The 24,365-nt window shown below is 72.9% G+C and carries 1 protein-coding gene; it reads right to left on the bottom strand.

What is annotated here, in order from left to right:
• A partial coding sequence (locus tag D7W79_RS12650) for a non-ribosomal peptide synthase/polyketide synthase (RefSeq protein WP_120525625.1) occupies positions 1-24,365 on the bottom strand: 24,365 nt, incomplete at its 5' end.

Below are 24,365 nucleotides of genomic sequence, written 5' to 3'. Positions count from 1 at the left end.
CTATCCGTTCCTTCCGGCGAGCAGCGCGCGCAGCCGTTCGGCGAGCGCGTCCACGTGGGGCGGACGGATGAGGGTGAAGTGGTCGCCCGGCACGGTGTGCACCGTCAGGCCTCCGTGCACGAGCGTTCCCCAGCCCAGGTCCGCCGGCGCCTCGGGTCCCTCCGCCGCGCGCAGCAGCACCAGGCTTCCGTCATACGGCCCGGGGACGTAGGCCCGCGAAGCGGCCTGGTTCCCACCGAAGCGGTGCCACAGCTCGCGCAGCTCGTCGCACGCGGCCTCCTCCAGCCCCAGGTCCACGCCGGGCGTCTCCTCCAGCACCCAACGCAGCTCCACCGGATCCACCAGCCCCAGCACCTCCGCGGCCCGGGGATGCACGTCCGCGAGCCTTGTGAGGTGATCCGCGAACTCCAGCACTCGCTGGCCCACGGCCTCGTCCGGCGTGAGGGATTGCGTGGGAGCGGGCTCCTCGCCCATCGCGTCGATGACGACGAGCAGCTCCACCGTCTCGCCTTCCAGGCGGAGCTGTCGCGCCATCTCGTACGCCACGCGTCCGCCCATGGACCATCCTCCCAGCCGGTAGGGGCCCGTGGGCTGCACGCCGCGCACGGCCTGCAGGTAGCGCGTGGCCATGGCCTCCACCGTCGGGCCCGCGCCGTCCCTGGGCACCTGGAGGCCGTAGAAGGGCTGGTCCTCGTCCATGCGCCGCGAGAGCTCCAGGTAGCCCAGCACGCTGCCGCCTACCGGGTGTACGCAGAAGAAGGGCGTCCGGGCGCCTCCCTTGCGCAGCACCACCAGGGGGGAGTCGGAGCTCGTGCCCGCGTCGATGCGCGCGGCCAGCCCCTCCAGCGTCGGTGCCTCGAAGAGGTCGATGACCGCGAGGCTCGCGTCGAACAGCGCGCCCGCCCGGGCCACCACCTGCGTGGCGAGCAACGAGTGGCCGCCCAGGTCGAAGAAGCTGTCGTGCACGCCCACGCGGGGCACGCCCAGCAGCTCCTGCCACAGCGCCGCCAGCCGCTGCTCGGTGGGCGTGCGCGGCGCGACGTGGCCCGTGTCCTCGCCGGAGCGCGACGGCTCCGGCAGGGCCTTGCGGTCCACCTTGCCGTTGGACGTGCGCGGCAGGGCGCCCAGCACCACGAAGGCGGAGGGCACCATGTAGTCCGGCAGCAGCTTCGCCAGGTGGCTCCGCAGCGCCGCTTCGTCCAGCGCCTGCTCGGACCTGCCCACCGCGTAGGCGATGAGCTGACGGCCCTGGGCGGCGTCGTCGCGGGCCACCACCACGCACTCGCTCACGGCGGGATGGCACGCGAGCACGGCTTCGATTTCGCCCAGCTCCACGCGGTAGCCGCGAATCTTGAGCTGGTGGTCCACGCGGCCCAGGAACTCGATGCGGCCGTCGTGCAGCCACCGCACCCGGTCTCCCGTCCGGTACAGCCGCGCGCCGGCTTCCGCGCCGAAGCTGTCCGGCACGAAGCGCTCCGCGGTCAGGTCCGGTCGGCCCTGGTAGCCGCGGCCCACCGTCGCGCCGCCGATGAACAGCTCGCCCGGGACGCCCGTGGGCACCGGCTGCCCGTACGCATCCAGCACGTACACGCGCACGTTGCCCAGCGGCCGGCCCAGTGGCACCGACCGCGTGCCCTGTGTCCTCGCGCCGCGCTCCACCCGCTGCGCGAGCACGCCCACCGTCGTCTCCGTGGGGCCGTAGTGGTTGAACACCTCGCAGTCCGGTGACAGCGCGTGGACCCGCTCCACCAGCGCCCACGACACCGTGTCTCCACCCAGCACCAGCCGGCGGCCCGGCAGCAGGTCCGCCGCGTCCTGGCCCGCGAGCAGCGCCTCCAGGTGCGTGGGGACGATCTTCAACCCCTGCACCGCGTGCGTCCGGCCGTACGCCGCCAGCCTGCCCGCGTCCGACGCCGTGTCCCGGTCCACCAGGTGCACCGCGCCGCCCCTGCACAGCGTGGGGAACACCGCCGTGTGGCCCAGGTCCGCGGCCAGCGTGGACACCGTCGCGAAGGACATCCCTTCGGGCAGCGCCAGCCGGTCGCTGACGCCCGCCACGTAGCCCGCGAGCTGGCGGTGTTCGATGACCACGCCCTTGGGCTGGCCGGTGCTGCCTGACGTGTAGATGACGTAGGCCGCGTGCCCCGGCAGGACGCCGGTGACGGGCGCGTCATCAGGCTGCGCGTCCAGCAGTCCGTCATCCGCGTCCAGGCTCACCAGCAGCTCGCCCTGCGAGGGCAGTTCGTCCGCCAGGGCCTCGTCGGTGACGATGACCTGCACGCCCGCGCCCTTCAGCACCTGGCGCATCCGCTCCGGCGCACTGGCGGCTCCGGGGTCGAGCGGCACGTAGGCGCCGCCCGCCTTGAGGATGCCGAGGAGTCCCACGAGCGCATGGGCCCGCCGCTCCACGAACAGGCCCACGCGCGTCTCCGGCGCGACGCCGTACTGCTGGAGCAGGTGCGCCAGCTGGTTCGCCCGCCGCTCCAGCGCCGCGTACGTGAGCGTTCCATCCGGGGCCACCACCGCCAGCGCCTCCGGCGTCCGCGCCGCCTGCTCCGCGATGAGCGCGTGGATGCAGCGCTCCGCGTACGGGAGCGCGGTGTCGTTGAACGTCCTCAACAGCTGCTGCCGCTCCGCCGCCGGCAGCATGGGGAAGTCCGACAGGCGCAGGGCTCCCGCGTGGGAGACGATGCTCGCGAGCACCGCGTGGAAGCGGTCCGCCATGTGTTCGACCGTGGCCTCGTCGAAGAGGTCGCGGTCGTACATCCAGGCGCACACCAGTCCTTCCGGCGTGGGCGTCATGGACACCGTCAGGTCCAGCTTCGCGGCGGCGGTGTTCGTGGCGTCCACGCTCAGGCGCAGGCCCGGCAGCTCCAGCGCCGTGTGCGGCGTGTTCTGGAGGATGAGCTTCACCTGGAACAGCGGCGCGTGCGCGCGGCTGCGCTCCGGGTTCACGGCGCGCACCACCTCCTCGAAGGGGAGGGCCTGGTGTTCGTAGGCCTCCAGGGACACGCGCCGCGCCTGCTCCAGCAGCTCCACGAAGGTGGGGTTGCCGTCCATGCGCAGTCGCACGACGAGCTGGTTGATGAAGAAGCCGATGAGGCCTTCGGTCTCCGCGGTGTCGCGGTTGGCCGCGTCGGTTCCCACCACCACGTCCGTCTGGCCGCTGTAGCGGTGCAGGAGTCCCTGGAATGCGGCCATCAGCGCCATGAACAGCGTGGCCCTCCGGTCCACGGCCAGCTGCTCCAGGCCCTTCATCAGGGCGGGCTCCGTCGTCCTCGCCACGATGCCGCCCCGGTGGGCGCGCACGGCGGGACGGGGACGGTCCAGCGGCAGCTCCAGCACCGCGGGGGCTCCCGCCAGCTGGTGGCGCCAGTAATCCAGTTGCTTCTCCAGCAGGTCGCCTTGCAGCCACTGGCGCTGCCAGACCGCGTAGTCCGCGTACTGGATGGCCAGGGGAGGCAGCGGGGAGGGACGGCCCTGCCGGTGGGCGATGTAGAGCGCGCTCACCTCCCGCACCAGCACGTCCATGGACCAGCCGTCGGACGCGATGTGGTGCATGGTCATCAGCACGCGGTGGGAGGTTTCGCTCAGGCGCAGGAGCCGGGCGCGCAGCATGGGGCCCCTGCCCAGGTCGAAGGGCCTCAGTGCCTCCTCCACCTCCAGGCGGTGGGCCTCCGCCTCGCGTGCGTCCTGCGGCAGGGCGCTCAGGTCCACCTGTTCGAGCGGCAGCGTGAGCGCGGGCAGGATGACCTGCGACGGTCCCTCCGGGCCGTCCTGGAAGACGGTGCGCAGGGATTCGTGACGGCGCACCACTTCCTGGAAGCAGTGCTCCAGCGCACCCACGTCCAGGGCGCCCTCCACGCGCAGGGCGATGGGGACGTTGAACGTGGAGGTGCCCGGCTCCAGCTGGTCGAGGAACCACAGCCGCTGCTGCGCGAACGACAGCGGCATGCGGGCCTCGCGCGGCACGGGGTGCAGCGGCGGCGCCTGGAGCGACGCGCCGCCCTGCGTGAGCGCGTCCAGGTGACGTGCCTGTTCTTCCAGCGTGCGGGCCTCGAAGAGGAGCTGGAGCGGCAGCTCCACCTGGAAGGACGTGCGGATGCGCGACGCCAGCTGCGCCACGAGCAGCGAGTGGCCTCCCCGGGCGAAGAAGTCATCCGTGGCGCTCACCGCGTCCTGCTTGAGGACTTCGTTCCAGAGGGCGGCGAGCTGGACCTCCGTCTCCGTGCGCGGGGCGATGCGCGGGGTGATGGGCCGCCGGGTCTGGAGCGCCGGGAGGGCGCGGCGGTCCACCTTGCCGCTGGTGGTGAGGGGCAGGGCTTCCAGCAGGACGAAGTCCGACGGCACCAGGGCCTCCGGCAGGGTGCGCCGGAGGAAGGTGCGCAGGGCATCGGCGTCCACGGGGCGCGCGGTGTGGGGCGCGACATAGGCCACCAGCGTGGGGCCGTGGGAGCCGGCCTCGCGCACGAGGACCGCGGCTTCGCGGACGCTGGGGTGAAGCGTGAGCGCGGCTTCCACCTCGCCGGGTTCGACGCGCAGGCCCCGCAGCTTCACCTGCTGGTCGAGCCGGCCGAGGAACTGGAGGCGTCCGTCGGACAGCCAGCGGACCCGGTCTCCGGAGCGGTACAGGCGGGCGCCGGGTTCGGTGGCGAAGGGGTGGGGGATGAAGCGCTCGGCGGTGAGGGCGGGACGGCCCAGGTAGCCGTGCGCCAGCGGCACGCCGCCCAGGTGCAGCTCGCCCGGGACGCCGATGGGCACCGGGTGCAGCGAGGCGTCGAGCACGTAGGCCTCGGCGTTGGCCACCGGCCGGCCGATGGGCACCGTGGCGCCGGACGCGTCGTCGGTGACTGGGGACCACGTGGCGTCGATGGTCGATTCCGTGGGGCCGTAGGCGTTGACGAGCTGGACCGCCGGCAGGACGGAGCGCAGCCGCGTGGCCAGGTCCGGCGTCAGCGCTTCACCGCCGCAGAAGAGCCACCGCAGGTGCGTGGCCTGCTTCAGGGCGGGCTCCGCCGCGAGGAAGCGCAGCACGGAGGGCACGGCCTGGAGCACGGTGATGCGCTGTCGCGACAGCAGGTCCGCCAGGATCGCGGTGTCGCGAGGCACGTCCGGGGGCGCGAGCACGAGCGTCGCGCCGGACAAGAGCGTGGAGAACAGCTCCGCCGCGGAAGCGTCGAAGCCCAGCGCGGCGAGCTGGAGTTGCCGGTCGCCCCCCTTCAGCGCGAACGTGGAGCCCATCCACGTCGCGTGGTTCACGAGCGAGCGATGGGACACCAGCACACCCTTGGGCTGGCCCGTACTGCCCGACGTGTAGAGGACGTACGCGGGCAGGTCTGCGGGTACGTCTGGGAGCGGAGCTTCCACGGTGGGGCGCTCGGTGGCCTCGGCCACATGCGCCAGGACAGCAGAGGCCAGGCTCGCGACCGAATCCGGATGCGGCGCTTCCGTCGCGGGCGCCTTCCACGTGGATGCGGCCTCAAGCCCCGTGACAGCCGCCGGGCTCGCGACGGAAGACGGATGCGGTGCTTCCGTCGCGGGCGACTTCCGCGTGGATGCGGTCTCAAGCCCCATGACAGCGGCCGGGCTCGCGACGGAAGACGGATGCGGCGCTTCCTTCGAGGACGACTTCAGCGTGGATGCGGCCTCAAGCCCCGTGACAGCCGCCGGGCTCGCGACGGAAGACGGATGCGGCGCTTCCTTCGAGGACGACTTCAGCGTGGATACGACTTCAACGATGCGGCCCTGGAACGGCGGGAGCCGGTCGCGCAGCCGGGCTTCGGTGAGGAGCACCGTGGCGCCTGCGTCCTCCAACTGGAACGCGAGCCGCTCCGACGGAGCGGACGGATCCAGCGGCACGTAGGTCGTGCCCGCCTTCAGCGCGCCGAGCACCGCGACAGGCAGCGCGTGTGAGCGCTCCATGAACACGGCCACCCTGGCTCCGGTGGTGACTCCGTGGGCCCTCAGGCTCCGGGCGAGCGCATCCGCGCGGGCATCCAGCTCCCGGTACGTGACGGCCTGCCCGTCGTGCTCCACGGCCACCGCGTCCGGGGTCGCAAGGGCCTGGGCCTCGAACAGCGCGTGCACGGACGTGTCTCGCGGGGCATCGGCGCGCGACCGGGACCACTCGCCCAGCACCTGGCGCCGCTCCTCCTCCGTGAGCAGGGGCAGCTCCGACAGACGCCGCTCCGGGTGGAGGCAGGCGTCCTCCAGGAGGACCCGCAGGTTTCCGATGAGGCGCTCGACCGTGCTCCGGTCGTAGAGGTCGGTGCAGTACTCCACCGAGCCCTCCAGCGCGTCCGGCTTCTCCGTGAGCGTTACGGAGAGGTCGAACATGGCGGTGCCCGCGTCCACCGCGTGCGGTTCGATTCGCAGGCCCGGCAGCGACAGCTCCGCTGACGGCGTGTTGAGCATCACCAGCGCCACCTGGAAGAACGGCGTGTGCTCCGCCTGCCGCTTGGGCTGGAGCACCTCCACCAGCTTCTCGAACGGCACGTCCTGGTGGTCATACGCATCCAGCGTGACGCGCTTCACCCGGCCCAGCAGCTCGCGGAAGGTCGGGTTGCCGTCCAGCCGCGTGCGCAGCACCAGCGTGTTGACGAAGAAGCCGATGAGTCCCTCGGTCTCCTCGCGCGTGCGGCCCGCGATGGGTGCGCCCACGCTGACGTCGTCCTGGGACGCCCAGCGGGAGAGCACGGCCTGGAAGCCCGCGAGCAGGCCCATGAACAGTGTGGCGCCTTCCTTCTGGCAGAGCGCCGTCACGTCCTGCGCCAGCTTCCGGGGCAGGGACAAATGGAAGCTTTCGCCCGGCTGACGCGAGCCCGGGGTGCGCGGCCGGTCCGTGGGCAGCTCCAGCGCGTCGGGTGCTCCCGCAAGCTGGTGGCGCCAGTAGTCCAGCTGCGCCTGCAACACGTCACCCTGGAGCCACTCGCGCTGCCAGACCGCGTAGTCCGCGTACTGCACGGGCAGCGGCGGCAACGTCAGCGGCTGGCCCGCGACCGTGGCGGCGGCGTAGCGCGCCACCGACTCCCGGATGAGCACGGCGAGCGACCAGCCGTCGGAGACGATGTGGTGCATCGTCACGAGCAGCACGTTCTCCTGCTCCGACAGCCGGAGCACGCGCACCCGCAGCAGAGGACCCTTCGCGAGGTCAAAGGGCTGACGTGCCTCCTCCTCGGCCAGCCGCCGCGCCAGCGCTTCCTGCTCCGGCCCGGAGTGCCCGCGCAGGTCTTCCACCGGCAGCGGGAAGGCCGCCCGGGGAGAGATGACCTGGACCGGCGTGCCTTCGTGCGAGGCGAACGTGGTGCGCAGGGATTCATGGCGGTGCACCAGCTCCGTGAAGGCACGCTCCAGCGCCGCCAGGTCCAGCACGCCGTGCAGCCTCAGCGCGGCCGGCATGTTGTAGACGGGCAGGCCCGGCTGGAGCTGGTCCAGGAACCACAGCCGCTGCTGCGCGAACGACAGCGGCAGGTTGCCTTCGCGAGGCACCGGCCGCAGCGGCGGCGCCTGGAGCCGCACCGTGCGCGCGAGGGTTCCGTCCACCCGCGCCGCCTGGGCCTCCAGCGTGCGGGCCTCGAAGAGGTCCTGCAGCCGCAGCTCCACCCCGAACGTGGCGCGGATGCGCGACAGCAACTGCGTCGCCAGCAGCGAGTGGCCGCCGCGCTCGAAGAAGTCGTCGTGCGCGCCCGTGCCCTGCGTTCCCAGCAGCTCGTTCCACAGCGCCGCGAGCCGGGCTTCCGTGTCCGTGCGCGGCTGGACGACACCTTCCTGCGCGCCCGAGGTCACGGGCGCGGGGAGGGCGCGGCGATCCACCTTGCCATTGCGCGTGACGGGCAGCGCGGCCATGACCACGATGGCCGAAGGCACCAGGTACGCGGGCAGCCGCTCCCGCAGCCACGTCTTGAGGCCGGCGACGTCCAACTGGGCTCCGCCCGACGGCATGGCGCGCGGCACGACGTAGGCTGCCAGCGCGCGGCCTCCCGGCATGTCGTCACGGGCCAGCACCACCGCCTCGCGCACCAGGGCGTGGCCCAGGAGCACGGCTTCGACTTCACCGGGCTCCACCCGGAAGCCGCGCACCTTCACCTGGGCGTCGCGGCGCCCCAGGAAGTGCAGCGTCCCATCCGCCTTCCAGCGGACCCGGTCCCCGGAGCGGTACATGCGCGCTCCCGGCACCTCACCGAATGGATCCGGCAGGAACCGCTCCGCCGTGAGCGCGGGCTGCTGGAGGTAGCCCCAGGCCACGCCGTCCCCGGACAGATACAGCTCCCCGGGGATGCCCACCGGCACGGGCCGCAGGAGCGCGTCCAGCACGTACACGCGCGTGTTCGCGATGGGCCGCCCGATGGACACCGGCGCTCCCACCTGGCTCGCGTCGGTCATCACGTGGCAGGTGGTGAAGGTGGTGCCCTCGGTGGGGCCGTAGCCGTTCACCAGCAGGCCCGCCCGGGCCACGTGCTCACGCACGCGCTCCGGATTCAGGACGTCGCCCCCGGCGAGCACCTGGCGCACGCGGGCCAGGGCCTCCGGCTGTGTGGCGGCCAACTGCTCGAAGAGGGCGGACGTCAGCCACAGTGTGGTGACGTGGTGCGCCTCCAGCGTGCGGGCCAGTTCCTCCATCGAGGCTGCCTTCGGATCCGCGAGCACCAGCCGTCCGCCGTGCAGCAGGCAGCCCCACAGCTCGAAGGTGGACGCGTCGAAGGCCAGCGGGGCCAGTTGCAGGAAGACCTCGTCCGGCCCGAACCGGGCGAACGTCGTGCCCATCACCAGCCGGACGATGGCCCGGTGCGGGACGCAGACGCCCTTGGGCCGGCCGGTGGTACCGGACGTGTAGAGGACGTACGCGAGCGCGTCGCCCCCTGAGGAAGGCGGGAGCGCCGTGCCCGGTTCCGTGTCGAGCAGCCCGGCCTGCGTGTCCATCCACAGCAGCGCCGGAGCGGTGGCGGGCAGCTGCTCACCCAGTGCCTCCGTGGTGAGGACCCGCGCCGCGCCGGTGTCTTCCAGCAGGAAGGTCAGCCGCTCCAGGGGCCACTCGGTGTCGAGCGGGACGTAGGCCGCGCCCGCCTTGAGGATGCCCAGCACGGCGATGACCTGCTCCATGGAGCGCTCCAGGAACAGCGCCACGCGTGCTCCCGGCTTCACGCCGCTTCCGCGCAGGTGCCGCGCGAGCTGGTTGGCCCGGCGGTCCAGCTGCGCGTACGTGAGCGTGCGGCCCTGGTACTCCACCGCTACCGCGTCCGGCGTGCGCTCGGCCTGGGCTTCGAACAGGGTGTGCACGGCCGTGTCGCGCGGATACGGCACGCCCGTCGCGTTCCACTCCACCAGCACGCGGTGCCGTTCGGCGTCGGAGAGCAGCGACAGCGTGGACAGCCGGCGCGCGGGTTGGGCCACGGCGGATTCCAGCAGCAGCCGCAGGTGCTCCATCAGCCGCGTGACGGTTGCCTCGTCGTAGAGGTCGGTGCGGTACTCCAGGAGCCCCGTCAGGCCGGAGGGCCCTTCGGAGAAGGTGAGCGACACGTCGAAGCGGGACGTGCCGATGGCCGTGTCCAGCGGCTTGAAGCTGACGCCGGGCAGCTCCAGCGCCACCGTCGGTGTGTTCTGCAGCGTGAGCGCCACCTGGAAGAACGGCGCCAGGCCCGGTCGCCGGGGCGGTTGCAGCGCCTCCACCAGCTTCTCGAAGGGCAGCTCCTGGTGCGCGTAGGCGCCCAGCGTGACGTCCTTCACGCGGCCCAGCAGCTCGCGGAAGGTCGGATCGCCGTCCATCCGCGTGCGCATCACCAGCGTGTTGATGAAGAAGCCGATGATGCCCTCGGTCTCCGCCTGGGTGCGGCCCGCGATGGGGGCACCCACGCTGACGTCGTCCTGGCCGGTGTGCCGCGCGAGCACGGCCTGGAGCCCCGCGAGCAGGCCCATGAACAGCGTGGCGCCTTCCCGCTGGCACAGCGACGTGAGGTCCTTCGTCAGCTTCGCGGGCAGCGACACCCCCAGGAGCGCGCCGGGCTGGCCCGTGTCCGCGGTCCTCGGCCGGTCGGTGGGAAGCTCCGACGTCAGCGGGGCGTCCTCCAGGTGCTTGCGCCAGTACGCGAGCAGCTCCTCCAGGGGCTCGCCCTGGAGCCCGTCGCGCTGCCACGTGGCGAAGTCCGCGTACTGGAGCGGCAGAGCCGGCAGGGGCGAGGGCCGCCCGGCGGAGAAGGCTTCATAGAGCGCGCCCATCTCCCGGATCAGCACGGCCATGGACCAGCCGTCGGAGACGATGTGGTGCATCGTCACGAGCAGCAGGTGCTCCTTCTCCGCGAGCCGCAGCAGCCCGGCGCGCAGGAGCGGTCCGCGCGACAGGTCGAACGGCGTGCGGGCTTCGTCCCGGGCCCGCTTCCGCGCCTCCTCTTCGCGCGCTTCCGGCGACAGGCCGCGCAGGTCGTCCACCGTCAGCGGGAACACCGTGGCGGGGCCGATGATCTGCACGGGCCGGCCGTCGCGCGCGCGGAAGGTGGTGCGCAGCGACTGGTGCCGGCCCACCAGCTCCGTGAAGGCCCGCTGGAGCGCCTCCGCGTTCAGCGCGCCCTCCACGCGCAGCGCGGCGGGCATGTTGTAGACGGGCAGGCCCGGCTGGAGCTGGTCCAGGAACCACAGCCGCTGCTGCGCGAAGGACACCGGCGCCTCGATGGCGCGCGGCGCGATGGTGGACGCCGGACCCTTGCGCGTCCCGGCGGACATCCGTCCCTGGAGCCGCTGGGCCAGGCCCTCCACGGTGGGGAACTCGAACAGCTCGCGCAGCGGCACCTCCAGCCGCAGGGCGGTGCGCAGGCGCGACGTCACCTGCGTGGCCAGCAGCGAGTGGCCCCCCAGGCTGAAGAAATGATCCGTCACGCTCAGCCGGGGCACGCGCAGCACCTGCGCGAACACGTCCGCCAGCGTCTGCTCCAGCGGCGTGCGCGGCGCGATGAAGGGGGCCTCCCCGCGCAGGCTGTCCGCGTCCGGCGCGGGCAGCTGCCGGCGGGCGAGCTTGCCGCTGGGCGTGAGCGGCAGGGCCTCCAGCCTCAGCAGCGCGGAGGGCACCAGGTACTCCGGCAGGCGGCTCGCGAGCTGACGGCGCAGGGCGTCCGGTTCCCACGCCGCTTCGGGCGGGAGGACGACGTAGCCCACGAGGCGCTTGTCTCCGGCCACGTCCTCGCGCACCACGGCGGCCGCGTCGCGCACGCCGGGCAGGCTCCGCAGGACGGCCTCCACCTCTCCGGGCTCCACGCGGAAGCCGCGCACCTTGGCCTGGTGGTCGACGCGGCCCAGGAAGTCGAGCGTCCCGTCCGCACGCCAGCGCGCGCGGTCACCCGTGCGGTACAGCCGCGCGCCGGGCACGGTGGAGAACGCGTCGGGCACCAGCTTCTCCGCCGTCAGCTCCGGCCGCCCGTGGTAGCCGGGCGTCACCTGCAAGCCGCCGATGAGCAGCTCGCCCTGCACGCCCACGGGGCAGGGCTGGCCGCTCGCGTCCACGACGTACAGCTGCGTGTCCGGCAGCGGCGCGCCGATGGACGGCAGCCGCTCCCACGACGACGGGGCGCCTTGCAGCCGGAGCGCGCTGACGGCGTGGGTCTCCGTGGGGCCGTACTGGTTCTCCAGCACGCAGTCCGGCAGCCGCTCGAAGAAGGACACCAGCGTGGGCGTCACCTGCAACTGCTCACCCGCGGTGATGACCTCGCGCAGGCGCTCCGGCAGCGGGGCGCCGTGCTCCACGGCGTCCGCGAGCGACTGGAGCGCGACGAAGGGCAGGAACAGCCGCTCCACGCCCGCGTCCGCCATGAGGCGCAGGAGCGCGGGCATGTCCCGGCGCACCGCCGCCGTGGGCACCACCAGCGTGCCGCCCGCGCTCCAGGTGGACAGCATCTCCTGGAACGACACGTCGAAGCTCAGCGCGGCGAACTGCAACGTCGTGGCGTCTGGCTTCACCGAGCGCTGGCACTGCCACGCCAGCAGGTGCGCCAGCGCGCCGTGCGACATCGCCACGCCCTTGGGCTTGCCGGTGCTGCCCGATGTGTAGATGAGGTAGCAGGGCGACTCCATCGGTACGGCCACGCGCGGGGACGACTCCGGCAGGCGCGCGAGCAGCGCGGCCTCCGTGTCCAGCCGCACCGCCGCGACGCCGGGCGCCTGCGTGTCCAGGTGCGCCTGCGTCAGCACCGCGCGGATGCCCGCGTCCTCGCGCATCAGCGCCAGCCGCTCCGCGGGGTAGGTGGGGTCCAGCGGCACGTAGGCCGCGCCCGCCTTCAGGATGGCGAGCACGCCCACCGCCATCTCCAGCGAGCGCTCCACGCACAGCCCCACGCGGTCCCCGGTGCGCACGCCCGATTCGAGCAGCCGGTGGGCGACCTGGTTGGCCCGGCGCTCCAGCTGCGCGTACGTGAGCCGCTGGCCTTCGAACGTCACCGCCACCGCGTCCGGCGTGCGCGCGGCCTGGGCCTCCACGCGGCCGTGGACCGTCGCGTCCGCGTGAATGCCCGGACGGGTGTTCCAGTCCACCAGCACCTGCCGCCGCTCCGCCTGAGACAAGAGCGACAGCGTGGACAGGCGCGCGTCGGGCCGGGCCACCGCGCCGTCGAGCAGCGCTTGCAGGTGGCCCACCAGCCGCTCGGCCGTGGCCGCTTCGTACAGGTCGGTGCGGTACTCCAGCGCGCCGCGAATGCCCTGGGGGGACTCGCTCAGCGTGAAGGTGAAGTCGAACTTCGCGGTGCCGCTGTCCAGCTCGAGCAGCTTCATCTGGATGCCGGGCACGGTGAGCTCCGCCGAGGGCGTGTTGAGCATCACCAGCGCCACCTGGAAGAACGGCGTGCGCTCAGGCATGCGCGGCGGCTGGAGCACCTCCACCAGCTTCTCGAAGGGCACGTCCTGGTGCGCGAACGCGCCCAGCGTGACGTCCTTCACACGGCCCAAGAGCTCCCGGAACGACGGGTCCCCATCCAGCCGCGTCCGCATCACCAGCGTGTTGACGAAGAAGCCCACCAGGCCCTCCGTCTCCGACTGCGTGCGGCCCGCGACAGGGGCGCCCACGCAGATGTCGTCCTGACCGGAGTAGCGCGCGAGGAGCGCCTGGAGCCCCGCGAGCAGGCCCATGAACAGCGTGGCGCCTTCCTTCTGGCAGAGCGTCTTCAGGGCCTGCACGCGCTCGGGGGACAGCTCCACCTCCAGCCACGTGCCCGGGTTCTGGGAGTCCGCCGTGCGCGGGTGGTCCGTGGGCAGCTCCAGCGCGGGCGGGGCGTCCTCCAGCTGCTTGCGCCAGTAGTCGACCTGGGCGTCCAGCACCTCGCCGCGCAGCCATTCGCGCTGCCAGGCGGAGTAGTCCGCGTACTGGATGGGCAGCTCCGGCAGCGGCGAGGCCCGGCCCGCGAGCCGCGCCTCGTACAGCGCGACCATCTCGTGGATGAGCACGGCGATGGACCAGCCGTCGGAGATGATGTGGTGCATCGTCACGAGCAGCAGGTGCTCGTGCTCCGCCAGCCGCAAGAGGCGCGTGCGCAGCAGCGGTCCCCGCGACAGGTCGAAGGGCTGGCGCGCTTCGTCCTTCGCGAGCTGACCCGCGGCCTCATCGCGCTCCTCCTCCGGCAGGTGCTCCAGCGACTCGACGGGCAGCGTCCAGGGCGCGGCGGGCGCGAAGACCTGGGCGGCGGTGCCGTCGATGACCTGGAACGTCGTGCGCAGCACCTGGTGGCGGCGCACCAACTCCGTGAAGGCGTCGGTGAGTGCGGCGACGTCCAGCGTGCCCTCCAGGCTCAGCGCGGCGGGCATGTTGTAGAGCGCGCTGCCGGGCTGGTACTGGTCCAGGAACCACAGCCGCTGCTGCGCGAAGGACAGCTCCGCGGACGTGACGCCGGGCCTCGCGGTGATGGCGGGCGGACGGGGCCTGCGCTCCGCTTCGGGCACGCGGCCCTCGATGCGGCGGGCGAGCGACTCCACCGTGGGCGCGTCGAACACCTCGCGCAGCCGCACCTCCACGCCCAGCTGGGTGCGCAGGCGCGACGTCACCTGCGTGGCCAGCAGCGAGTGGCCGCCCAGGTCGAAGAAGCTGTCGGTGATGCCGACGTGGGCCAGGCCCAGCACCTGCGCGAAGATGTCCGCGAGCAGCTGCTCCAGCGCGTTGCGCGGCGTGACGAGCGGCGCCACGCCCCGCAGGCTGTCCACGTCCGGCGCGGGCAACAGGCGCCGCACCAGCTTGCCCGTGGGCATCACCGGCAGCGCGTCCAGCCGCATCAGCGCGGTGGGCAGCATGTACTCCGGCAGGCGGCTCGCGAGGTTGCGGCGCAAGGCCTCCGGCTCCCAGGCCGTGTCCGGCTGGAGCACCACGTAGCCCACCAGCCGTTTGTCGCCGGGCACGTCCTCGCGCACCATCGCCGCCGCCGCGCGCACGCCCGGGGCGTCGCGCAGGGCGGCTTCCACTTCACCCAGCTCGATGCGGAAGCCGCGCACCTTCACCTGGCCGTCGAGCCGGCCGAAGAACTCGATGGCGCCGTCCGCGCGCCAGCGGGCCCGGTCTCCCGTGCGGTACAGCCGCGCGCCCGCTTCACCGGAGAGATGGTCGGGGACGAACTTCTCCGCGGTGAGCTCCGGACGCGCGTGGTAGCCGAGCGCCACCTGTCCGCCGCCGACCATCACCTCTCCGGGCACGCCGATGGGGCAGGGGCGGCCGGTGGGGTCCACGATGTAGAGCCGCGTGGCGGGCACGGGCATGCCCACCGGGGGCAGCCGCTCCCACGAGCGCGGCGGACCGCGCAGGCGGTAGGCGCTGACGACGTGTGCCTCGGAGGGACCGTACTGGTTCTCCAGGATGCTGTGTGGCAGCCGCTCGAAGAGGGCCACGAGCGCGGGCGTCACCTGGAGTTGCTCGCCGGCCGTGACGACCTCCACCAGCCGCTCCGGCACGGGCGCGCCGTGGGCCACGGCATCCGCCATGCTCTGGAGCGCGATGAACGGCAGGAACAGCCGCTCCACGCCGTGGCGGGCCATGAACGCGAGCAGCGCGGGCATGTCCTGCCGCGTCTCCGACGTGGGAATCACGACGGAGCTGCCCACGGACCAGGACGTGAACATCTCCTGGTACGAGATGTCGAAGTTGAGCGACGCGAACTGCAACGTGATGGCGTCCACCTTGGGCGAGCGCTGACGCGTCCAAGCCACCACCCAGGACAGCGTGCGGTGCGCCACCGCGATGCCCTTGGGACGCCCCGTGCTGCCGGACGTGTAGATGATGTAGGCGAGCGAGTCCGGCCACACCGCGCGCGGCGGGGCTTGCGGCGGCAGCCGGTCGAAGGTGGCCTGCTCCGTGTCCACGCACACCACGTGCGCGCCGGTCGCGGGGAGGAGCGAGACGAGCCGCCCCTGCGTGACGACGAGGTTCGCGCCCGCGTCCTCCAGCATGAAGGCGAGGCGTTCAGCGGGGTAGGCCGGATCCATGGGGACGAAGGCCGCGCCCGCCTTGAGCACGGCCAGCACGCTCACCACCATCTCCAGCGAGCGCTCCAGGCACAGCGCGAGCCGGTCTCCCGGACGCACGCCGCGCTCACGCAGGTGCCACGCGAGCTGGTTGGAGCGGCGGTCCAGCTCCGCGTACGTGAGGGCCTGGCCTTCGAAGAGGGCTGCCACCGCGCCGGGTGTGCGGCGGGCCTGGGCCTCGAAGGAGTCATGCACCAGGGGCTCGGGCGGACCGTCGAACGGCGTGGTGCTCCAGTCCACGAGGATCCGCTGGCGCTCGGCGGCGGTGAGCAGCTCCAGCTGGGACAGGCGGCGCTCCGGGTGCGCGACCGCGTCCTCCAGGAGGACCTGGAGGTGCTCCATCATCCGCTTCGCGGTGGCGGGCTCGAAGAGGTCGCTGCGGTACTCGAAGGCGGTCTGGAGACCGCGCGGCGTCTCCGTGAACACGAGGGTGAAGTCGAACTTGGACGTGCCGCTGTCCACGTCCACCGGGCGGAAGGTGAGGCCCGGGCCGGTGAGCTCCGGCATCGGCGTGTTGAGCAGCACCAGCGTTACCTGGAAGAAGGGCGTCTGGCCGCCCTGCCGTGACGGTTGCAGGACCTCCACCAGCTTCTCGAAGGGCACGTCCTGGTGCGCGTAGGCGCCCAGCGTCACGCCCTTCACGCGGCGCAGCAGCTCCACGAAGGTCGGGTCGCCGTCGAGCTGCGTGCGCAGCACCAGCGTGTTGACGAAGAAGCCGATGAGCCCTTCGGTCTGCGGCTGGTTGCGGCCGGCGATGGGCGCGCCCACGCTGAGGTCGTCCTGGCCGGTGTAGCGGGACAGGAGCGCCTGGAGGCCCGCGAGCAGGCCCATGAAGAGGGTGCCCTTCTCGCGGCGGCACAGGGCGCGCAGGCCCTGCATCAGCGCGTGCGGGAACACCACCCGGTGCGTGGCGCCGGGGTTGGACGTGTCCGCGGTGCGCGGATGGTCGGTGAGCAATTCCAGCGCGGGCGGCGCGCCTTCCAACTGCTTGCGCCAGTACGCCAGCTGCTTGTCCAGCACCGCGCCCTGGAGCCAGTCGCGCTGCCACACGGCGTAGTCGGCGTACTGGATGGGCAGCTCCGGCAGCGTCGCGGGCCGGCCGGCGGTGAAGGCCTCATAGAGCGTGACGACCTCACGGATGAGCACGCCGATGGACCAGCCGTCGGAGACGATGTGGTGCATCGTCACGAGCAGCAGGTGTTCGGTGTCCGCGAGGCGCAGCAGGCGCGTGCGCAGGAGCGGACCGCGCGACAGGTCGAACGCGGTGCGGGCCTCCTCCCGGGCGCGGAGCAGGGCTTCGGCTTCGCGCTCGGCGGCGGGCCAGTCGCGCAGGTCCTCGACCTCCAGCGCGGCGTTCGCGGACGGGGCGATGACCTGGATGGCGTCGCCGTCCTGGACGCGGAAGACGGTGTGCAGGGCTTCGTGGCGCTGCATCACCTCCGCGAAGGCGCGGCCCAGCGCGGACACGTCCAGCGTGCCCTCCAGGCGCATGGCGGAGGGGATGTTGTAGAGCGCGCTGCCGGGCTCGTACTGGTCCAGGAACCACAGCCGCTGCTGCGCGAAGGACAGCGGCAGGTTCCCCGTGCGGGGCACGCGCTGGATGACCTGGACGTCAGGCGTGGCCGGTGTCGCCGCGCGAGGCTGCGTGCGCGTGGGTGCTCCCATCGGGAGCGCGCCTGTCGCGGCTCCAGGCTGGGGCACGACGCCCGTCCTCGCGGCGGCATCCGAACGTGCCATGAGGTTCGAGGCCGCGGTGTCCGGTTGGGGCACGGCGCCTGTCCGCGCGGCGGTTCGCGCGGAGGCCGCCGAATGTGCCGTGAGGTTCGAGGTGTCCGGCGAGGACACGGTCCGGGTGCCCGGGCCGGGTGGCTGCGCGGGCGTACGCCGTGAGGGCGTGAGCAGCTCCACTTCGCTGTCGGCGCGGTAGCGGGCGCGTGCGCCCGTGCCGTAGACGCGTGCGCCCGTCCCCTCGGGGGAGACGCGCAGGCGTGACTGGTTCAGCTCCGGCGCCTTCCAGAAGCCGAGCGGCACGGCGTCACCACCCAGGAACAGTTCACCCACCACGCCCACCGGAGCGCGGCGGCCGGAGACATCCAGCACGAAGCGTGTTCCAGGCGCGGTGGTCTCGTGCGGCTCCGGCAGCAACGGCGCGGGAGACACGATCCGCGCGGAGGTCGCGCGCTGGAGCGTCCGGGCGAGGTCCGACGGCAGGCCCTCCGAGTCGTCCAGCACCAGCGTGCGAACTGGCCCCAGCACGGCGGCGGCGTCCGGCAGCTCCGCGAGCGCCCTAGCGACCGCGACGGAGGCGCGCAGGTGCGCCGGCGGGCTCGTGCGCAGGAGGTTCGCGAGCATCCCGGCGCTGTCGCCTTCGACGGTCGTGGGGACCGGACGGGGCAGGGCGTGTTCCTGGCTCTGCTGGCGCAGCACGTCCAGGTGCCGCAGGCCTTCCATCGTGATGTCGGGGGCGATGCCGAAGTCGATGAGGCAGGCCACCTCGTCCACGTCGGCCTGGCGCAGCTGGTCGATGCGCGCGCGAAGCGAATCCGGGGTGCCGAAGAGGCCGCCCGCATCGAGGTAGCGCGACACACCCTGTTGCAGGAGGGCCTCCATGTCCTGCGGCGTGAGCGAGCGCACGTCGAAGCCCGGACCCTGACTGGCGACAAGGCCGTTGATCAGCTCCACGGAGCTGCGGAAGTAGCGCGTCAGCGGCTCCCGCGCCTGGTGCTTCACGTCCTCGCGGCTGGAGGACACGAAGGTGTGGAGCATGAGCACGACGTGGCCCCGGCCGGGATGGCCCGCCTTGCGTCGGGCCTCGCGGTAGATGGCGACCTTGCGCTCCAGCTCCACGAAGTCCTGGCCCAGGCCCAGCACGTTGGTGAGCAGGCCCGCGCCCAGCTCGCCCGCCATCCGGAACGTCTCCGGGTTGAACGCGGCGGTGATCCACAGCGGCAGCTCCGCCTGCACGGGGCGGGGCCGGATGGCGATGTCCACCTCCACGCCCGCGCCGTTCGTGCGGCGCACGGTGCCGCCCTTCCACAGCGTGCGCACCTCCTCCACGCCGCGCCGCACGGCCTCCGGACGCTGGTGGAAGTTCTGAGGTGCGAAGACGAAGTCGTTCGCATTCCAGCCGGTGGCGAAGGACACGCCCGCGCGGCCGTTGGAGAGGTTGTCGATGACGGACCACTCCTCCGCGACCCTCAGCGGATCATGGAGCGGCAGGACGACGCTGCCCGCGCGCAGGGACACCCGGTCGGTGACCATGGCGAGCGCGGCGCTGGTCGCGGTAGGGCTGGGGTAGGGGCCTCCGAAGTCATGGAAGTGGCGCTCGGGCGTCCAGATGGCGCTGAAGCCGTGGGTGTCCGCGAACTTCGCGCCGTCGATGAGCAGCTGGTATTTCTTCCGCCCTGACGCCTCCGCGTCGTTGGCGAAGTAGAAGAGGCTGAAGTCCAGCGATCGCTTCGACGCGGCGCCCTCCCGCCGCACGGAGGGCTGGGGGATGGACCGGGGCGGCAGCACCACCGGAAGCCCTCGGGACAGGGCCCAGAGCAGCTCCAGGTCCGCCGGGTCGGTGATGCCGTCCGACGTGCTCAGCCACGACTCTCCGGGCCGCGCATCCACGCGCGCATCCAGCGCGGCCAGACGGTGGACGAGGTTGCGGTGGCTCAACATCACTCGGGGGCGTGAGGCCCCCGTCCCTTCACGCGCGAGGCACGCAAGGCCCTCCACGTCCACGCGAGCCGGTACACCCGAAGCCAGGTCCCGGGCCGCATCCGCGCCATCGAGTCGAACGACGGGGCCCGTCACTCCGGGAGGAAGCGGGAGCGCACCGGAGGTGACGAGCACGGGCGGTGCTCCGTCGTTCCCCAGCGACGACAGCTCCCCGAGCCCATCGCGCGACACCAGCGCATACGCGCCTCCCGCCGCGAGCACACCCCACAGCGCGACCGCACGCTCGGGGGATGCATCCACGCACACGGCGACCGGGACACCCGGCCCCACACCGTGTGCCTTCAACCGTCCCGCGAGGGACAGGGCCTTCTGGCGCAACGTCCGCCACGTCAGGACCTCACCGTCCTGGCGCACTGCCACCGCGTCCGGCGTCTGCTCCGCGCGGGCCTCCAGCATCGCGGGCACCGACGCGGCGTCCGCCACACGGGGCTCCGGGCTCCGGGCTCGTGCGGGCATCACGTCCAGCGACAGCCGCGACAGCGGCTTCTGAGGCGACGCGATGGCGTCGGAGAGCAGCGCCTCCAGCTGGGACAGCAGCCGCACGATGGTGTCCGCGTCGAACAGGTCGACGGCGTACTCCAGCGTCCCGGAGAAGCCGTGGGCATCCTCCCGCATCAGCAGCGTGAGGTCCGCCAGCGACGTGCCGTACTGCGCGGGCAGACCGGTGACGTCGAAGTAGCCCAGCCGCAGACCGGGGAACTCCACGATGGGCGCGGACACCCCCTGCGCGTGCAGGAGGAAGATGGCGTCGAAGAGCCGGCCCAGCGACGCTTCCTCGCCGGGCTCCAGCTCTCCCAGCAACTGCTCATAGGGCACATCCGGGTTCGCGAACGCCGCGAGCGTCGTGTCCCGCACGCGCAGAGCCAGCGTGCGGAAGTCCGGGTCGCCGTCCACGTTCGTGCGCAGCGCCAGCGCGTGCGCCACGTAGCCGATCTGCGGCTCCAGCTCCGGGCGCGTCCGGTTGCCGATGGACGTGCCCACGACGATGTCCTCCTGTCCCGAGCACCGGGCCAGGAGCGCCGTGAAGCCGGCGAGCAGCGTCATGTACGCGGTGAGCCCTTCGCGCTGGCTGAACGCGTTCAGCGCGACGCCCAGCTCCGGCGGGAAGGCGAACGAGTGCCGCGCGCCCCGCCGCTTCGCACCCGGGACGCGAGGCCGGTCCAGCGGCAGGGGCAGCGCCCCCGGACGTCCGGCCAGCTTCATCCGCCAGTACGCCTGCTGATCCGCGAGCGTGCCGTCGGCCAGCGCCTGCCGCTGCCAGAGCGCGAAGTCGAGGTACTGGATGGACAGCTCCGGCAGCGGCACGGGCACGCCGTGCACGAAGCCGGTGTAGAGCGCCACGGCCTCGCGGATGAGGTTCACCAGCGACAGCGTGTCCGCGACGATGTGGTGGATGGTCACGAGCAGCACGTGCTCCGTGTCCGCCAGCCGCAGCAGGCGCACGCGCACGAGCGGGCCCCGGTCCAGCGCGAACGGCGCCGCGGGCTCGATGCGTGCGAGCCGCAGGGCCTCCGCCTCGCGGTCCCCGGCGAAACCGCGCAGGTCCACCACCGGCAGCGACACGCGCACCTCCGGCAGCAGGCGCGGCACGCCCCGGCCGTCCTCCTGGACGAAGACCGTGCGCAGCGATTCGTGGCGGCGGATGACCTCGTTGACGCCGCGCTCCAGCAGGTCCGGCCGCAGCGCTCCGGAGATGCGGACCGCCAGCGGCTCGTTGAACAGCGAGCTGCCCGGCTCGCGCGCCTCCATCTCCCAGACGCGCTCCTGCACGTAGGACAGGGGCAGCTCGCCCGTGCGGGGCCAGGGCTGGATGGCCGTCCCCGGGCCTTGTGCCTCCTCCGTGACGGAGCGTCCCTCCGCCAGGAGCCGGGCCTCGATGCGCTCGGCGAGGCCCGCGATGGTCGGGGCCTCGAACAGGTCGCTCAGCGGCACCTGCGTGCGGAACGTCTCGCGCAGCCGCGTGAGCAGCTGCGCCGCCATCAGCGAGTTTCCGCCCAGGTCGAGGAAGTTGTCGTCCAGGCCGATGTCCGTGAGGCCCAGCCGCTCGCGCCACAGCTCCGTCAGCTTCAGCTCGATGTCACTGAGGTTGGACGGCGCGGACAGCGCCACGGGCACCGGGGGCACCACGGGCGCCTGTGCCATCGCGGGCGCCACCGCCACGGCCGGCGCTTCCGGCAGGGGCAGCGCGGGCCGGACGTCCACGCGGACGCGCGCGGCCTCGAACGGGTAGCCCGGCAGCGAAATACGACGGCGCGGGCCGTGGGCGTGCAGCACGTCCCAGTCCACCTTCGCGCCCATCCGCCACAGCGTGCCCATGGACTCCAGCAGCGTCTGGAGGTCGGACGTGGACGTGCCCGAGCGGCGCAGCGACGGCACGGCCACGGTGTCCTGCACCGCGCGCAGCTTCAGCTTCGCGAGCGCCGTGAGGCCCTGATCCGGACCGGCCTCGATGAGCAGCCCGTGGCCTGAGTGCAGCAGCGTGTCCAGGCCCGTGGCGAAGCGCACCGGCTCGCGCATCTGCCGTGCCCAGTAGCGCGGCGACGTGGCCTCCTCCGGGAGGATCCACGTCCCGGAGAGGCTGGACACGTAGGGCAGGGCAGGGGCCTTCAGCGGGATGGCCGACACGGCCCGCTCCAGCTCGGGCATCAGCGGCTCCACGGCGCGCGAGTGGAACGCATGCGACGCGGCGAGGCGCATCACGCCGACCTTCCGGCCCGCGAGCGTCCGCTCCAGCGCGGCCAGCGGCTCCAGCGGCCCGGACACCGTGCACCGGTCCGCGCCGTTGTGCGCGGCCACCTCCAGCGCGGCGGGGAGCAGCGGCGCCACGTCCTCCGGGGACAGCCCCACCGCGAGCATTCCGCCCGGAGGCAGCCGCGTCATCAGCTCGCCGCGAACCACCGCGAGCCGGAGCGCGTCCTCCAGCGACATCACCCCGGCCAGGTGCGCCGCCGCGTACTCGCCGAAGCTGTGCCCCAGCAGCGCGCCGGGCTTGAACCCCAGCGCCATCCACCAGCGCGCCAGCGCCACCTCCACGGCCAGCAGTGCGGGCAGGGCGTAGCGGGGCTCGGAGAGGGCCGCCTGCGCGCGGGCCTCTTCACCGGCGGCGGGGAACAGCACGGACCGCAGGTCCTGCGTCAATCCCACGGAAGGGAGCAGCGCGAGGCAGGACTCCAGCGCGTCGCGGAAGCGCGGCTCGGCGTCGAACAGCTCGCGCGCCATGCGCACGGCCTGGGCGCCCTGACCCGGGAAGAGGAAGGCCACGCGGTGCGCGGGCGGGGCGTCCACGTCGCTCACGGTGAACGTGGGGCCCGGCTTGCGCAGGGCCTCCACGAGTCCGGTGACGTCCTCCGCGACGACCGTGCGGCGCACCTCGAAGCCCTTGCGGCCCGCGTTGCGCGTGAAGGCCACGTCCGCCAGGTCCACGTTCGCGCGGACCTCCACGTGGTCTGCCAGCTCTCGCGCCACCGTCTCCAGCGCGCCGGGCGTGCGGGCGGACAGCGTGACGAGCTGCCGCGAACGGTGGGTGCCGTTGGCAGGCTGCTGCGAAGGCGCCTCCTCCAGCACGACGTGCGCGTTGGTGCCTCCGATGCCGAACGAGCTGACGGCGGCCCGGCGGGGCCGTCCGTTGCGCTCCCACGGCCGCAGGGCGGTGTTCACGAAGAAGGGGCTGCGCGCGAAGTCGATCTCCGGGTTGGGCTGCTGGAAGTGGAGGCTGGGCGGCAGCTCGCCGTGATGCAGCGCGAGCACGGCCTTGATGAGGCCCGCGATACCCGCCGCCGTGTCCAGGTGCCCGATGTTCGTCTTCACCGAGCCCAGCGCGCAGTACCCCGTGCGCTGCGTGTGCGCGCGGTAGGCGCGCGTGAGGGCGGCCACCTCGATGGGGTCGCCCAGCGCGGTCCCGGTGCCGTGCGCCTCCACGTACTCCACGCTGTCCGCGTCCACGCCCGACGCCGCGAGCGCCCGCGCGATGACCTCGCTCTGCCCCTGGATGCTGGGCGCGGTGTAGCTGACCTTCGCCGCTGCGTCGTTGTTGAGCGCGGAGCCCTTGATGACCGCGTACACCCGGTCCCCGTCGCGCACGGCGTCGGAGAGCCGCTTGAGCACGACGACGCCCAGGCCGCTGCCCAGCACGGTGCCCCGCGCCTTCGCGTCGAACGCGCGGCAGTGGCCGTCCGGGGAGAGGATCATCCCCTCCTGGAAGAGGTAGCCCGTGCGCTGCGGCAGCGACACCTTCACCGCGCCCGCCAGCGCCAGGTCCGACTGCCCGGTGCGCAGGGACTGGCAGGCCAGGTGCACCGTGACGAGCCCGGTGGAGCAGGCCGTGTAGACGTTGAGGCTCTCGCCGCCGAGCTTCAGCTTGTAGGCCGTCTTGGTGGCCACGTTCTCGCCGCTGGTCGTCCCCAGCGCCTCGAACAGCGAGGCCGGGTCCTTGCGCGTCTGACCCAGCAGCGACAGCAGGTGCACGCTGGAGCTGCCCGCGCCCGCGTACAGCGAGACGGGCGCGGCGATGCGCTCCGCGTCGTAGCCCGCGTCCTCCAGGGCGTTCCACGCGCACTGGAGGAACAGGCGCTGCTGCGGATCCATCCACTGCGCCTCGCGCGGGGACAGGCCGAAGAAGGCCGCGTCGAACGTGTCCGCGTCCTCCAGCACGCCGCCGGCGGGGACGAAGTCGGGGTGACTCCTCAGCGCGTCCGGGAACAGCGGCGACGGCTCCAGTTCCTCGTGCGAGAAGCGGGTGATGGACTCCACGCCGTCGCGCAGGTTGCGCCAGAAGGCGTGCACGTCCGGAGCGCCCGGGAAGCGTCCCGCCATGCCGATGATGGCGATGTCGCCGGAGTTCCCTCCAGGACCTTCACGCGGTGCCTGGGGCGCGGCCGTGGGGCCGGGGGGCGGAGGCACGTCGCGCTCCAGCCTCGCGGCGAGCTTCGCGACGGTGGGGTGCTCGAAGAGGTGGGTGACGGGGACGTCCCGGCCCAGGGCCTCGCGCAGCTGCGTGCTGGCCTTCACCACCAGGAGCGAGCCTCCGCCCAGGTCCTCGAAGAAGTGCGCGTGCAGGCCCACGCGCGGCACGTCGAGCACACGCGCCCAGACCTCGGCGATGCGCTGCTCCAGCGCGGAGACGGGCGCGGCGAAGGGGGCGTCCGGCGCGGGCGTCGGGGCGC

Source organism: Corallococcus exercitus (assembly GCF_003611585.1).
GTDB classification, from domain to species: domain Bacteria; phylum Myxococcota; class Myxococcia; order Myxococcales; family Myxococcaceae; genus Corallococcus; species Corallococcus exercitus.
Note: the sequence above shows the minus strand (reverse complement) of the source record. Positions and strands in the feature narration are given on the sequence as shown.